This is a genomic window from Hoeflea prorocentri, from assembly GCF_027944115.1.
Taxonomy (GTDB): Bacteria; Pseudomonadota; Alphaproteobacteria; order Rhizobiales; family Rhizobiaceae; genus Hoeflea_A; species Hoeflea_A prorocentri.
The window spans coordinates 2747128-2760448 of record NZ_JAPJZI010000001.1 but is presented as its reverse complement, the minus strand read 5'-3'; the positions used below and the strand labels follow the sequence as shown (position 1 = coordinate 2760448).

Sequence of the window (13321 nt, the reverse complement as noted above, 5' to 3'; positions counted from 1 at the left end):
CGCATCGATCCTCAGACGGCTTCCGGCAACGGAGATTTTTCCATACCGACGAAACGCGGATGCGCTTCGATGCGGGCGAGCCACGCGCGGATGGCGGGGTAGGGCTCAAGGCTGACGCCGCCTTCCGGCGCGTGGGCGATGTAGCTGTACCCGGCCACATCGGCGATAGTCAGTCGTTCACCGACAAGATAGGTCCGGTTGCCCAGCGCTTCGTTCATGACTTCAAAAAGCGCGTTTGACTTGGCTTTTGCAGCCTCGTGGTCGATCGGCGCGCCAAACAGCGTAACCAGCCGCGCGGCGCAGGGCCCCGAGGCGATCTCGCTCGCAGCGATGGAAAGCCAACGCTGGATTTCGGCCGCCTCGACCGGCGATTGCGCCGTCCATGGGTGATCATCCCCATAGGCTTCGACCAGATAGGCGACGATCCCGTTGGAATCCGAAAGCGTCGTGCCGTTATCGTCAATCGCGGGGACCTGACCGAGAGGGTTGATTTTCAGATAGTCGGGCGCCTTGTGCGCGCCGTTCATCATGTCGAGATCGACGGGCTCATAGGGTACGTCCAAGAGCGACATCATCAGTTCAACACGGTGGCAATGTCCGGATTTGGGATTTCTGAAGAGTTTGATGGGCGCAGCATCGGGCGGAAATTTCGGGTTCACGGTTCAAGTCTCCTGATTGGCAATGGGGTCGGCATTGTTAAGCGGCTCGTTGATCCGCTCCGGGACGCCGAAAGGCTGTTGCCTATGCGAGGAACCTAATGGGGCTTGAATGATAAAATAATATTCTGTTATCAAAAATCATTGTTTTGAATTTCGATAATAATCCGGAGTTAGAATGGATCGCCTGCAGACCCTCGAAGTCTTCGTTGCTGTCGCCGAGGCTGAGAGTTTCATTGGCGGCGCACGCGCTGTCGGTCTGAGCGCGCCCTCGGCGACAAGGGGCATCAACGCCCTTGAGGCGCGGCTCGGAGCGCGGCTCTTTACGCGAACGACCCGACGTGTGCGCCTGACTGATATCGGCCAGGCCTATCTGGAGGATGCAAGGCGTGTCCTGGCAGATCTGAAAATGGCCGAGGATGCGGCCATGGGCGCGGCGGCAAGCCCGGTTGGCGAAATCAGGCTCACATGCCCCAATGAATTCGGCCGCATGCATGTGATGCCGGTGTTGACCGCGTTTCTGGACGCCTACCCGGACATGACGGCGCATGTCCTGACCGTCGACCGCATCGTCAATCTGGTCGAGGAGGGGTTTGATGTGGCGGTCAGGATCGGCTCGCTGCCCTCATCAGGCCTTTCGGCTGTGCGGGTCGGCCATGTCCGCCGCGTTCTGTGCGGCGCACCGGCCTATTTCGAGACCTACGGCATGCCGCGCAGCCCGGCGGACCTGCAGAACCACCGGCTCGTCTCCGTTTCTGCCGACGCGCCCGTCAATGAATGGCGTTTCGGCAGACGGATGGACAAGCCGGTCAAGATCCGGTCGCGTCTGACGGTCAACAGCATTGCCGCCGCTCTTGCCGTTGCGCGCAACGGCTGGGGACTGACGCGGGCGCTGTCCTATCAGGTCAGTCCTGACCTTGCCTCTGGTGAACTAAAAACCGTTTTGACGGAATTTGAACCTGAGGAACTGCCGATCCACCTGGTTCACATCGAAGGCCGCCGGGCGGTTGCCAAGGTGCGCACATTCATTGATTTCGCTGCCGAAAGGCTGCGGGCAAATCCCGTCTTCAACTGACAGGGGCATTCTGCCCCTGCAATTTCGACGCAGCTTGCCTATGCGCGAATGGTGGCGATGAGGTCTTCGGCGCCAAGCGCTCTGAAGGCTGTTTCGACAATGCCGCGCCGGTCGAGCCCCGCATGGGCGTACATGGCCTCGGGCTTGGCCTGCTCCATGAAATAATCGGGCAGGATCAGCGGCCTGAACTTCAGACCGGCGTCAAGCAGACCTTCATGCGACAGAAACTGCATCACATGCGATCCGAAGCCGCCGACAGATCCTTCCTCCACGGTGATCAGCACCTCGTGGTGCCGGGCCAGCTGCCGGATGAGGTCGTGATCAAGCGGCTTTGCAAACCGCGCATCCGCCACGGTGGCAGGCAGCCCGGCCGCATCGAGATCCTCAGCGGCCAGCATGCACTCCGCAAGGCGTGTTCCAAACGACAGGATCGCAATCTTGCCGCCTTCCTTGATCATCCGGCCCTTGCCGATCTCAAGCACGGTGCCGCGCTCGGGCAGGTCCACCCCGACGCCTTCGCCGCGCGGATAGCGGAACGATATGGGTCCTTCGCCATAGGCGGCGGCGGTGCAGACCATGTGTTTGAGCTCCGCCTCGTCGGCTGCGGCCATGACAACGAAACCGGGCAGGGTGGCAAGATAGGTCGTATCGAATGAACCGGCATGCGTCGGACCGTCGGCACCCACATAGCCGGCCCGGTCAATCGGGAAGCGGACTGGCAGTCCCTGAATGGCGACATCATGGACGACCTGATCGTAGGCACGCTGCAGGAAGGTCGAATAAATGGCGGCAAAGGGTTTGTAACCCTCTGAGGCCATGCCCGCGGCAAAGGTGACGGCATGCTGCTCGGCGATGCCGACATCGAAGCAGCGATCCGGATAAACCTCGAGGAATTTGTCGAGGCCAGTTCCGGAAGGCATGGCGGCTGTTATGCCGACAATCTTGTCGTCATGTGCGGCTTCCGTAATCAGCGCGTCGGCAAAGACCTTCGTGTAGCTCGGTGCGTTCGGCGGCGCCTTGGCCTGCGCGCCGGTGATGACATCGAACTTGGAAACGCCGTGATACTTGTCCGCAGCCGCTTCGGCCGGCGCGTAACCCTTACCCTTTTGCGTGACCACGTGGATCAGCACAGGGCCTTGCGCATTGTCGCGCACATTGCGCAGCACCGGCAGCAGGTGGTCGAAACTGTGACCGTCGATGGGGCCGATATGATAAAAGCCCATCTCCTCGAACAGTGTGCCGCCCGTCACGTAGCCGCGCGCATGTTCGACTGCGCGGGTAATGGCACGGTCAACGGCTTTGCCGAGATAGGCGGTCAGCTTCTTGCCGAATTCACGCATGCCCATATAGGTCCGCCCAGAGGCCAGCCGCGCCAGATAGGCGCTCATTGCACCGGTCGGCGGCGCAATGGACATGTCGTTATCGTTGAGGATGACGATCAGGCGGGCATCCAGCGCCCCTGCATTGTTCAGCGCCTCATAGGCCATACCCGCGGACATTGCGCCATCGCCGATGACCGAGATCACATTGCGGTCGCCGTCTTCCAAAGCATTGGCGACAGCCATGCCGAGACCGGCGGAAATCGATGTGGAGGAATGGGCCGCGCCGAACGGGTCATATTCGCTTTCCGCGCGCCGTGTGAAGCCCGACAGCCCGTCCTCCTGGCGCAAGGTACGGATGCGGTCGCGCCGTCCGGTGAGAATCTTGTGCGGATAGCATTGATGGCCGACATCGAAGATCAGCCTGTCTTTCGGTGTATCGAAGACCTTATGAATAGCAAGGGTCAGTTCAACCACGCCGAGACCAGCCCCGAGGTGACCGCCGGTCACCGATACCGCGTCGATCATTTCGTCGCGCAACTCGCTGGCGAGCCGCGGCATGTCCCGGTCTTCAATGTCTTTCAGATCCGCCGGAAGCCTGACGCGATCGAGGAGGGGAGTTTCAGGCTTGTGGTTCACTGGTGTCATCCCGTGTGTTTTGTCGGTTAACTAGAGCGTTCCGGCAGTTTGTTAACCCGTCAGGCTACAGCAAGTGCACAAAGCTCGCGAACGGTCCAGCCCGGACGTTGAAAGATTGGCCCTGCTTGAGCGACTAATTCACCGAATTTCGCCCTTATTATGTTTATTCGGCATCCAGGGGCTCAGTACCGGCCACGCCTCCGTTGCGGTCGAGCCGGATCTTTTCAATGCGGTCTTCCGCGGCCTTCAAGAGCTTCTCGCAATGGGTCTTCAAAGCCTCGCCGCGCTCATAAATCTCGATGGAGCGGTTGAGCGGTACATCGCCGGTCTCCAGGCTGGCAACGATCTTTTCGAGTTGATCGAGCGCCTGCTCGAAGCTCATTGCCGCAATGTCGTCATTGCCCTTCTGATTGTCGCTCATTTTTATCCTCTCATCAGACGCCGCACATGCGCCGCTGTCGACTCGGCCAGACCGACGAGATCATAGCCGCCTTCCAGTATGCTGACGAGACGATTGTCACAAAAACGACCGGCCATATCCATCAGCTTGCCTGTCGCCCAGTCGAAATCCTCTTCGGTGAGATTAATCTCTGCAAGTGGATCGCGATGGTGCGCGTCAAATCCCGCCGAGATGATGATGAGGTCCGGGCGCATGTTTTCCAGTGCCGGCAAGACCCGGGTTCCAAAGGCCTCCCGAAACCGTCCGCTACCGGTTTGCGGCGAAAGCGGTGCATTGAAAATATTGCCGGCGCCGGCTTCATCCTTTGCGCCCGATCCGGGAAAAAGCGGCATTTGATGGGTTGAGCAGTAAACGACGCTCGGGTCGTCCCAGAACACATCCTGCGTGCCGTTGCCGTGGTGGACATCCCAGTCGACGATTGCCACGCGCTCGGCCCCGTGTGCACGCTGTGCATGCCGGGCGGCGATGGCGGCCTGGTTGAACAGGCAAAATCCCATCGCCCGGTCTTTTTCGGCATGGTGTCCGGGCGGGCGGGCTGCAAGAAATCCATTGTCCGATGCGCCATGAAAGACATCGTCGACGGCCAAGACCGCCCCACCCACCGCCGTCAGTGCCGCTTCAAGGCTCTTCGGGCTGACAGTGGTGTCCGCGTCTATCGGGGCAAGGCCTTCCTCGGGTATCGCTGCTTTGACGCCGATCAGATGATCTTCGGGATGAACAAGCAACACCATGGCTTCATCCGCGGCGTCCGGCTCAATCCGCTCAAGACCATCGAAGTCCGATGCCTCAAGAATCTTTTCAATTGCACGAAGCCGGTCGGGCCGTTCAGGATGCCCGGCGGGCATCAGATGTTCCAGGTAGATCGGATGGGTGTAAAACCGCGTTGTCATGGTGCCCTGAGGGTCAGCTTCTGTTTCGTTTCAATGCGTTATGGCCAGCAATGGAATTACCGCATCACCCATCGATGACCGTCGTCCTGGTGATGGCGATGCCGAAACCTTCCAGCCCGACATAGTGGCGCTCGCGGGACGCGAAGAGTTCGATGGACGAGATCCCCAGATCTTTCAGAATCTGCGCACCAAGTCCGATTTCCAGCCACTCGTTTTCGCGCGCCATGGCTTCTTCATGCTCTTCACGTTCGCCGGCGGCCGTGCGGCCATTACCGAAATTTCCGACACCGACCGAGCCTTCACGCAGATAGACGATCACGCCGCGGCCGTGTTCGGCAATATGGTTCATATACTGATTGATGGGCGGAACTTTGCCGAAGACGTCGTCAACGACGGATTCAAGGTGAAGGCGCACCGGAATATCGACACCGTCGCGAATGTCGCCGAAAACCACCGCCACATGCTGCATCGGATCCCAGGGCAGGGCGTAGGTATGGGCGGTTGCCGGACCGAACGGTGTCTCGACGTTGAAAACGTCGCCCTTTTCAATCAGCGTCTCCTGGCGCTGCCGGTAGGCGATAAGATCGGCAACGGATACCTGTTTGAGACCATGCTTTTCGGCGAAGGCCACAACCTCGGGGCCGCGCGTCACGGTGCCGTCATCATTGACCAGTTCGCAGATCACGCCGACCGGCGGGAGGCCGGCAAGCTTGCACAGATCGACCGCCGCTTCCGTATGGCCGGAACGCATCAGCACGCCGCCTTCGCGCGCAACCAGCGGAAAGATATGGCCAGGCCGGACGAAATCATCGGATCCCGCATTGGGATTTGCCAGATTGCGGACGGTCAGGGTGCGGTCATCTGCCGAGATGCCGGTTGTTGTGCCGTGTTTGTAATCCACCGAAACCGTAAAGGCCGTCGCGTGGGGGGCATCGTTTTCTGCGACCATAGCAGTCAGATTGAGCCGCTTTGCCTCGCTGCGCGGCATCGGCGCGCAAACAATGCCCGATGTGTGGCGCACAATAAAAGCCATATTCTCAGGAGAGCAGTGGACGGCGGCGACGATCAGGTCGCCCTCGTTCTCGCGGCCGTCATCATCCGTGACAACGACGATTTCACCCGCCTCGAATGCGCGCAGCGCTTCCACGACTCGAGCTTGATCATAGGACATTGGGCGTTCCGTCATCATGAATTTCAGATCCGGCCGGTCTGGCCCCTGTGCCGCAGATAATGGTCGGCAAGGGTGCAGGCAAGCATGGCTTCGCCAATCGGCACCGCCCTTATGCCAACGCAGGGGTCGTGGCGGCCCTTGGTGCGTACATCGACCTCGTTGCCATCCGCATCGATACTGCGGCGCTCGGTCAGGATCGAGGAGGTGGGCTTGACGGCAAAACGCGCAACGATGGGCTGGCCGCTGGAAATGCCGCCGAGCACGCCGCCGGCATTGTTGGACAGGAACATCGGCTGTCCGTCATTGCCGATGCGCATCTCGTCGGCATTTTCTTCGCCGGTGATTTCCGCCGCACCGAAACCATTGCCGATTTCCACGCCCTTTACTGCGTTGATCGACATCAGGTTGGAGGCGATATCCTGATCGAGCTTGGCATAGACCGGTGCGCCAAGACCGGCCGGCACGCCCTCAGCGACAACTTCAACGACCGCGCCGACGGATGAGCCGGCTTTTCTAACCTCGTCGAGATAGGCCTCCCATTTCGGCACGGTTTCGGCATCAGGGCAGAAGAAGGCATTGTCGTCGGTGGAGTCCCAGTTCCAATTGTCACGATTGATGGGGATATTGCCGATCTGAACCAGAGCGCCGCGTATCGTTGCCTGAGGGATGACCTTGCGTGCCAGCCCTCCGGCAGCAACCCGCGCGGCAGTCTCGCGGGCTGAGGAGCGTCCACCGCCGCGGTAATCGCGAATGCCGTATTTCACGTCATAGGAGAAATCGGCATGGCCCGGCCGGTATCTGCGGGCGATCTCCGAGTAATCCTTCGAGCGTTGATCGGTATTCTCGATCATCATCGAAACCGGAGTGCCGGTTGTGATCAGCGTTTCGCCGTCTTCCTGTGGCATAAAGCCGGAAAGGACCTGCACCGCATCGGCTTCGCGCCGTTGGGTGACAAAACGTGACTGACCCGGTTTGCGCTTGTCCAGCCATTGCTGCAGTTCGGCAACCGTGAATTCTATCCCCGGCGGGCAGCCGTCGATCACACAGCCGAGGGCAGGGCCGTGGCTCTCGCCCCAGGTCGTGACGCGAAACAGGTGACCGAACGTATTGTGTGACATGCAATGTGCCTGCGGTTGGTTCAGGTCGTCACGAATAAAAAGACAACCGGGATTACCCGTTTCGTCTAGGCAGTTTTCACCAGCGGGTCAAATGAATCAGTTTCTTTACGAAAGCGATCAGCCCATTGAAATGTCGGCAGAACCTCAGATTTGCGCTGATTTTACTGGTCCGCGGGCAGCCAGTGCATATGACGGCCTTCAATTTTGAGAACCCGGTCCTGCGGAATAATCAATTCGGCGGCATCCTCACCGCTCATGCCCGCAATCCTGCGAAACAGGGAGCGGATGACGCCGCCATGGCTGACGCACACTGTCGGACGTTGGATTTCCTTGAACCAGGCGGCAACGCGCCAGCTCAAAATCTCGTAGCTCTCGGAACTGGCGCCTGGAGGCTGAAAGTTCCACTTGTCCTCGGACCGTTCCCTGAAGCGGTCCGGTTCGCTCCGGCTTAGTTCCTCAATTGTCGAACCTTCCCAGTCGCCGAAACAAACCTCGATGAGCCGGTCGTCCGTGCGGTATTCCTTTGCTTCAAGCCCCATCGCGGCGCGTACCCGTTCCATGGTCTCGCGCGTTCGGCTGAGGGGGCTTGCAACAAAATCGAAAGTGCTGGCCGAAGCGCCCAGCTCCTGCCTCAGCAGCAAACCGTTGCTGTCGGCCTGCGCCCGTCCCTGCGCGTTAATGGGTATGTCTTGAGCGCCCTGAAAGCGCATCGCCATATTCCAGTCGGTGATGCCGTGACGAACGACGTAGACCACCGGTGCCGTTGGCGCCATGGCCATAACTCCCGTCGATTTCTCGCAACGCTATCAGTCTTTGATGACAGAAATATCCGGCGCATCCACCGCCTTCATGCCAACCGTGTGATAGCCCGAATCAACATGGTGCACCTCACCCGTGACGGCAAGCGACAGGTCCGACAACAGATAGAGCGCTGAGGCGCCGACTTCGTCGGTTGTCACCGTGCGTTTCAACGGGGCGTTGTATTCGTTCCACTTCAGAATATAGCGGAAATCCCCGATACCGGAAGCGGCAAGGGTCTTGATAGGCCCGGCCGAAATGGCGTTGACGCGTATTCCGCGGCCGCCAAGGTCCACGGCGAGATAACGCACGCTGGCCTCCAGCGCCGCCTTTGCCACGCCCATGACGTTGTAGTGGGGCATAACCTTTTCTGCGCCGTAATAGGTCAGTGTCAGGATGGACCCGCCTTCGACCATAATGGCTTCGGCCCGTCTTGCGAGTGCGGCAAGCGAAAATACCGAGATCTCCATGGTTCTGGAGAAATTGTCCCGCGTCGTGTCGACGAATCGGCCCGTCAGCTCTTCCTTGTCCGAGAAGGCGATGGCATGGACGAGGAAATCGATTTTTCCCCACTTTTGCTCGATCGCCGCAAAGACGGCATCCATGCTGTCCGGGTCGGTCACGTCGCAATGACCGGCGACAAACGCGCCAAGCTCCGAGGCGAGCGGTTCCACCCGCTTTTTCAGGGCCTCGCCCTGATAGGTCAAGGCAAGCTCGGCTCCTGCATCCGCGCAGGCCTTGGCGATGCCCCAGGCTATCGACCTGTTGTTGGCGACACCCAAGATCACCCCGCGTTTGCCTTTCATCAGACCTGCAGCCAGAACCATATCCCACTCCATGCTATTTGCTAAAATGGCTATGGCACAGCCGACAGACGCGTTCAAGACGCAAGCGGCCTCAGTCGTCGCACGCACGCTGCCGTTGTGCCGATTTCAGCCGGTCCGGCCAATGGCCGTTATCGGCTGCCTACAATGAAGATTTGGCAAAGGCGGTCAGATCGTCGTCTTTGGCATCGGGAAGCATCAGTCGCACATGGACATAAAGGTCACCGCGGCCTTTGCCGCCGTTTGGCAGCCCCTTGCCGCGCACACGCAGCACACGGTCGGAACCGGACCATGACGGCACTTTGACCAGAAAACGCCCATCCAGACCGTCGACCGGCAGCTTCGCGCCGAGAATACCGCCCTTCAAGGGCACGGCAAGGTCCGTGATGAGATCGGCGCCATCGGTGCGCAAATACTTATGCGCCTTGTAACGTATTGTGATGACGGCATCACCGCACTGACCGTCGGATGCCTGCACGCCTTTTCCATGCAGGCGCAGCACCCGGCCATCTTCAACCGCGGCAGGCACATTGACCTTTACGATCCGCCCGTCCGGAAGTTCCGCGTCCTGGCAGGACGCGGACAGAACCTCCTCCAGTGACACCTCGATTTCAGCATGAAGGTCAAGATCGGCTTTGTCGGGTTCGGGATGTTCATCCAGTCCGGGCGCATCTTCCGCTTTGCTACGGACAAAGGACTCGCCGAAGATACGCTCCATGATCTCTTCATGCGATTCCTGTTCGCGCGTTTCGGGCTTTTCTTCCGTGGTTGTGGACCCGGTCTCTTCGAAGCCTTGCGGCTTGGCGCGTTTGAAATTGAACCCGGCCCAGGAATTCATACCGGTAAAGCCGGAGAAGACGGATTTGCGGGTGAGGGGGCGGCCCTGTGCATCGATATGGCCATTGTCGAAAAGTCGGCGCTTCTCGCTGTTGCCGATTATCTCATAGGCGCTGTTGATCGCGTTGAACCGGGCAGCGGCATCCGGGTTGTCGTGGTTTCTGTCCGGGTGACTGGCCTTGGCCTTCCGGCGGAAAGCGGCCTTGATTTCCTCCCCCGTGGCGGATCTGGGAACGCCGAGAACCATATAGGGATTACGCATAGGAACACCCAATCGACACGCATCGCACACGGCGCAGGCAAAACCGCCTTGCGCCAACGTTGCAATTTTATTTTGAACTTATGAAGAAAGCCTTGATTCCGCCCGGCGAAATGGGGCCGGGCGTCAATGTCAGCCTTGCTCGCTCAGCGAATTCAGGGTCCAGGATTTGGTCAGGCGCGTACGGCAGATTTCGCCGGTGTACTGGCTGATGCCGTCATAGCTGTGCTTGGACACGATGAAGTCGCGGCAGACCTTGCCGACCGATTTGTTTTCGCGAATGAAGCTGACTGATCCGAAATTTCCGGTCGCAATGTTGCTCCATGGCACATCCTGCACAAGCCCCGGCTCAATTTTCGCCGTTGCGACGGCATCTGCGATAACGGCGTCATCGGTGGCGCTTCCGAGTGCGGGATCGACCGAGCCGGACTGGATTGTCGTATCGGGCTCGTCGCTCAGTCCCAGATCGAACCCTGAACTCACGCAACCTGAAACCGGGATGAGCACCAACGCAAAAAGGGCCAGACGCCAGGTGATATTCAACGTGCCGCGACGCAACAGGGCGTTGACATTTATGTTTGAAACATGCTGCGTCACACGAACGAACCACTCACACATAGTCGGACAGGTTGAAACAAGATGAGTACCAATTCGGGGTTAACGAATGATGATTTTACCCTTCGCGATGAACCGCTCAAGCTGTTCTCCGAATGGCTGGCCGACGCGAAAGAAAGCGAGCTGAACGACCCGACAGCCCTGTCGCTTGCAACGGTGGATGCGGACGGCATGCCGAACGTGCGTATGGTGCTCCTCAAGGGCTTTGACGAGAACGGCTTCACAATCTACACCAATTTCGAAAGTCAGAAGGGACAGGAACTTTTGGCGTCAAAAAAGGCGGCAATGTGTTTCCATTGGAAATCCTTGCGCAGGCAGGTGCGATTGCGCGGCCCTGTGAGCGTCGTGAGCGATGAAGAAGCCGACGCCTATTTCGAAACACGGCCACGCGGCAGCCGCATCGGTGCCTGGGCATCGAAACAGTCTCGCCCGCTGGAAAGCCGTTTTGCCCTTGAAAAGTCCGTTGCCGAATACACCGCGAAATACCCGGTCGGGGCGATTCCGCGCCCGCAATACTGGTCCGGATTCCGTCTTGTGCCGGTAGCCATCGAATTCTGGCATGACCGCAAGTTTCGTCTGCACGACCGTATGACATTCAATCGGCAGGCCGATGGAAGCTGGGACAAAGTAAGGCTTTATCCTTAAGCGGCAAATGCGGCGTGTTCAGTCAGGCCTGCGTGCCGCCGACGGTCATCTGATCCATGCGCAGATGTGGCTGGCCGACGCCGACGGGAACACCCTGGCCGGCCTTGCCGCACATGCCGATGCCGTCATCGAGCTTTGAATCATTGCCGACCATCGAAACCCTGTGCATCGCATCCGGTCCATTGCCGATCAGCATGGCGCCCTTGATCGGCGCACCGACCTTGCCGTCCTCGATCAGATAGGCCTCTGTGCATCCGAAAACGAACTTGCCGGATGTGATGTCTACCTGACCGCCGCCGAAGGAGACCGCGTAAACACCCTTGTCGACCGAAGCGATGATTTCGTCGGGCGTCTTGTCGCCGCCGAGCATATAGGTGTTGGTCATGCGCGGCATCGGCTGATGAGCGTGCGATTGACGCCGTCCATTGCCGGTCGGTTTCATGCCCATAAGGCGTGCGTTTTGCCGGTCCTGCATGTAGCCGACGAGTTTGCCGTCCTCGATCAGGACGTTATAGCCAGATGGCGTGCCTTCATCGTCGATCGTCAACGAGCCGCGCCGTTCGGCGATCGTGCCGTCATCGACAACGGTCACACCCTTGGCCGCGACCTGTTCGCCCATCAAGCCGGCAAAAGCGGAGGTCTTCTTCCGGTTAAAATCGCCTTCAAGCCCGTGACCGACCGCTTCGTGCAGCATCACACCAGGCCAGCCTGATGCCAGCACGACGTCGAACGTGCCAGCGGGAGCGGGGATTGCCTCCAGGTTAATGAGCGCCTGCCGCAACGCATTGTCTGCGGCGCTCTGCCAGCTTTGTTCCGTCAGAAAATCCCCGAAACTGTGGCGTCCGCCGAGGCCCTGCGAGCCGCTTTCCTGCCGGTCGCCGTCGCCGACGACGACGCTCACATTGAAACGCGTCAGCGGGCGGATATCCCTGAGCACCTGGCCGTCCGCACGTAGTATATTCACAACCTGCCAGCCCGCGGCCAGAGAAGCGGTGACCTGCCGCACTTTCGGATCCTTCTTCCTCAGATAATCGTCGACCTCCTGAAGCAGCGTCACCTTTTCGGCAAAAGATGGCGAACCGATGGGGTTGATGTCGCTGTAAAGGCGCTTGTTGGTTCTCGCCGGTGCATCCGCATAGGTGCCGCTATAGCCGTGCGTCACGGCCGAGACAGCATCGCTGGCGCGAAGCAGCGCCGCTTCCGACAACTCGCCCGAATGCGCGTAACCAACGGCATCTTCGGCCACCGACCGCAGCCCGAAGCCCTGATCGCAGGAAAAGTTTCCGGATTTCAGCCGCCCGTCATCGAAGGTCAGCGATTCGACCAGCGCATATTCCACGAAGAGCTCGCCGTCATCGGCGCTCTTCAGACTGTCGGCGACAATGCGCGATATGCGGTCCTCCGCACAATCAAAGGTCTTGAGAAGGTCGGTGTTCATCATGTCATCCAGATTGGGTTGGGCAGGCCGGTGTTAACGGCGGTCGCTCAATCATATAAGTTATCCGTTGTGCATATCCACCGCGCAATGTCACTCAGGCTTTGGACAGGGCAAATGGCTTCCGTAAAATTCCGTGATGCAAAGACGGTTGAGGTTAAGACGAAACCTGGATTGGCTGATGTGGGAGCGTTTATCGGCGCCATCGACGACGTTGAAAAACGCAGCGATGCCGAGGTGCTGATTGCGATGATGAAGAAGATCAGCGGTGAGGAGCCGGTGATGTGGGGAAGCTCCATCATCGGCTTTGGCCGCTACACTTACACCTATGCCAGCGGGAAAACCGGCGAATGGATGATAACCGGATTCTCGCCGCGAAAATCGGCCATCAGCATCTACATCATGCCGGGTTTTTCCCAATATGGAGAGCTTTTGGCCGAGCTAGGCAAATACAAGACCGGCAAATCCTGCCTCTATGTGAAGCGGCTGGAAGAGATCGACATGAATGTCCTGCGCACGCTCGTCGCACACTCTTACCGGTTCATGCAGGACAAATACTCAGCCTAGGGCAGTTTTGTGC

Annotated in this window: 14 protein-coding genes; 3 read left to right on the top strand and 11 right to left on the bottom strand. The window is 59.1% G+C overall.

Annotated features, from left to right (window positions below):
- Positions 1–11: 11 nt before the first annotated feature.
- A complete protein-coding gene (locus OQ273_RS12930; protein WP_267993093.1) occupies positions 12–626 on the bottom strand; it encodes a glutathione S-transferase family protein in 615 nt (204 codons plus the stop codon).
- Positions 627–834: 208 nt separating this feature from the next.
- Between OQ273_RS12930 and OQ273_RS12925 the strand changes: the two genes are divergently transcribed.
- A complete protein-coding gene (locus OQ273_RS12925; RefSeq protein WP_267990914.1) occupies positions 835–1731 on the top strand; it encodes a LysR substrate-binding domain-containing protein in 897 nt (298 codons plus the stop codon).
- A 38-nt stretch (positions 1732–1769) separates the two neighbouring features.
- Here the strand turns inward: OQ273_RS12925 and dxs are convergent, their stop codons facing one another.
- The 9 genes from dxs to OQ273_RS12880 all read right to left on the bottom strand — a co-directional run bounded on the left by dxs (position 1770) and on the right by OQ273_RS12880 (position 10643).
- Positions 1770–3689: a 1-deoxy-D-xylulose-5-phosphate synthase gene (dxs, locus tag OQ273_RS12920; RefSeq protein WP_267990913.1), complete on the bottom strand. Its 1920-nt coding sequence runs from the start codon at positions 3687–3689 to the stop codon at positions 1770–1772.
- Positions 3690–3852: 163 nt separating this feature from the next.
- Positions 3853–4110, bottom strand: coding sequence for an exodeoxyribonuclease VII small subunit (locus tag OQ273_RS12915; RefSeq protein WP_267990912.1), 258 nt, complete (start codon positions 4108–4110; stop codon positions 3853–3855).
- A gap of 2 nt (positions 4111–4112) precedes the next feature.
- Positions 4113–5039 carry a histone deacetylase family protein gene (locus tag OQ273_RS12910; RefSeq protein ID WP_267990911.1) on the bottom strand — a complete coding sequence of 309 codons (927 nt, stop codon included), beginning with the start codon at positions 5037–5039 and terminating at the stop codon, positions 4113–4115.
- Between the two features lie 64 nt (positions 5040–5103).
- Positions 5104–6210 (bottom strand): 3,4-dihydroxy-2-butanone-4-phosphate synthase, encoded by a 1107-nt coding sequence (gene ribB, locus OQ273_RS12905; RefSeq protein ID WP_267990910.1) that lies wholly within the window; start codon positions 6208–6210, stop codon positions 5104–5106.
- 23 nt (positions 6211–6233) lie between these two features.
- The gene (gene aroC / locus OQ273_RS12900; protein WP_267990909.1) at positions 6234–7328 is read right to left on the bottom strand and encodes a chorismate synthase; all 1095 of its coding nucleotides are present in this window, start codon (positions 7326–7328) and stop codon (positions 6234–6236) included.
- A 161-nt stretch (positions 7329–7489) separates the two neighbouring features.
- A complete protein-coding gene (locus tag OQ273_RS12895) occupies positions 7490–8101 on the bottom strand; it encodes a histidine phosphatase family protein (protein WP_267990908.1) in 612 nt (203 codons plus the stop codon).
- 33 nt (positions 8102–8134) lie between these two features.
- On the bottom strand, positions 8135–8953 hold the full coding sequence (gene fabI / locus OQ273_RS12890; protein ID WP_267990907.1) for an enoyl-ACP reductase FabI: 819 nt from the start codon (positions 8951–8953) through the stop codon (positions 8135–8137).
- A gap of 139 nt (positions 8954–9092) precedes the next feature.
- A complete protein-coding gene (locus OQ273_RS12885) occupies positions 9093–10049 on the bottom strand; it encodes a DnaJ C-terminal domain-containing protein (RefSeq protein ID WP_267990906.1) in 957 nt (318 codons plus the stop codon).
- 129 nt (positions 10050–10178) lie between these two features.
- Complete coding sequence (locus OQ273_RS12880) at positions 10179–10643, bottom strand: RT0821/Lpp0805 family surface protein (RefSeq protein ID WP_267990905.1); 465 nt, start codon at positions 10641–10643, stop codon at positions 10179–10181.
- 42 nt (positions 10644–10685) lie between these two features.
- Here OQ273_RS12880 and pdxH point away from each other — a divergent pair, with 42 nt between their 5' ends.
- On the top strand, positions 10686–11306 hold the full coding sequence (gene pdxH / locus OQ273_RS12875) for a pyridoxamine 5'-phosphate oxidase (RefSeq protein WP_267990904.1): 621 nt from the start codon (positions 10686–10688) through the stop codon (positions 11304–11306).
- Positions 11307–11328: 22 nt separating this feature from the next.
- On the opposite strand, the gene tldD is transcribed toward pdxH, so the two are convergent.
- On the bottom strand, positions 11329–12744 hold the full coding sequence (gene tldD, locus OQ273_RS12870; RefSeq protein WP_267990903.1) for a metalloprotease TldD: 1416 nt from the start codon (positions 12742–12744) through the stop codon (positions 11329–11331).
- 114 nt (positions 12745–12858) lie between these two features.
- On the opposite strand from tldD, the gene OQ273_RS12865 reads away from it, so the two are divergent.
- Complete coding sequence (locus OQ273_RS12865) at positions 12859–13308, top strand: DUF1801 domain-containing protein (protein WP_267990902.1); 450 nt, start codon at positions 12859–12861, stop codon at positions 13306–13308.
- The last annotated feature ends 13 nt before the right edge of the window (positions 13309–13321 follow it).

Excerpts from the sequence above, each read along its gene's own strand:
- OQ273_RS12925 (WP_267990914.1), top strand. The coding sequence starts at position 835 with ATGGATCGCCTGCAGACCCTCGAAGTCTTCGTTGCTGTCGCCGAGGCT.
- OQ273_RS12915 (WP_267990912.1), bottom strand. The coding sequence starts at position 4,110 with ATGAGCGACAATCAGAAGGGCAATGACGACATTGCGGCAATGAGCTTC.
- OQ273_RS12910 (WP_267990911.1), bottom strand. The coding sequence starts at position 5,039 with ATGACAACGCGGTTTTACACCCATCCGATCTACCTGGAACATCTGATG.
- ribB (WP_267990910.1), bottom strand. The coding sequence starts at position 6,210 with ATGTCCTATGATCAAGCTCGAGTCGTGGAAGCGCTGCGCGCATTCGAG.
- aroC (WP_267990909.1), bottom strand. The coding sequence starts at position 7,328 with ATGTCACACAATACGTTCGGTCACCTGTTTCGCGTCACGACCTGGGGC.
- OQ273_RS12895 (WP_267990908.1), bottom strand. The coding sequence starts at position 8,101 with ATGGCGCCAACGGCACCGGTGGTCTACGTCGTTCGTCACGGCATCACC.
- fabI (WP_267990907.1), bottom strand. The coding sequence starts at position 8,953 with ATGGTTCTGGCTGCAGGTCTGATGAAAGGCAAACGCGGGGTGATCTTG.
- OQ273_RS12885 (WP_267990906.1), bottom strand. The coding sequence starts at position 10,049 with ATGCGTAATCCCTATATGGTTCTCGGCGTTCCCAGATCCGCCACGGGG.
- pdxH (WP_267990904.1), top strand. The coding sequence starts at position 10,686 with ATGAGTACCAATTCGGGGTTAACGAATGATGATTTTACCCTTCGCGAT.
- tldD (WP_267990903.1), bottom strand. The coding sequence starts at position 12,744 with ATGAACACCGACCTTCTCAAGACCTTTGATTGTGCGGAGGACCGCATA.
- OQ273_RS12865 (WP_267990902.1), top strand. The coding sequence starts at position 12,859 with ATGGCTTCCGTAAAATTCCGTGATGCAAAGACGGTTGAGGTTAAGACG.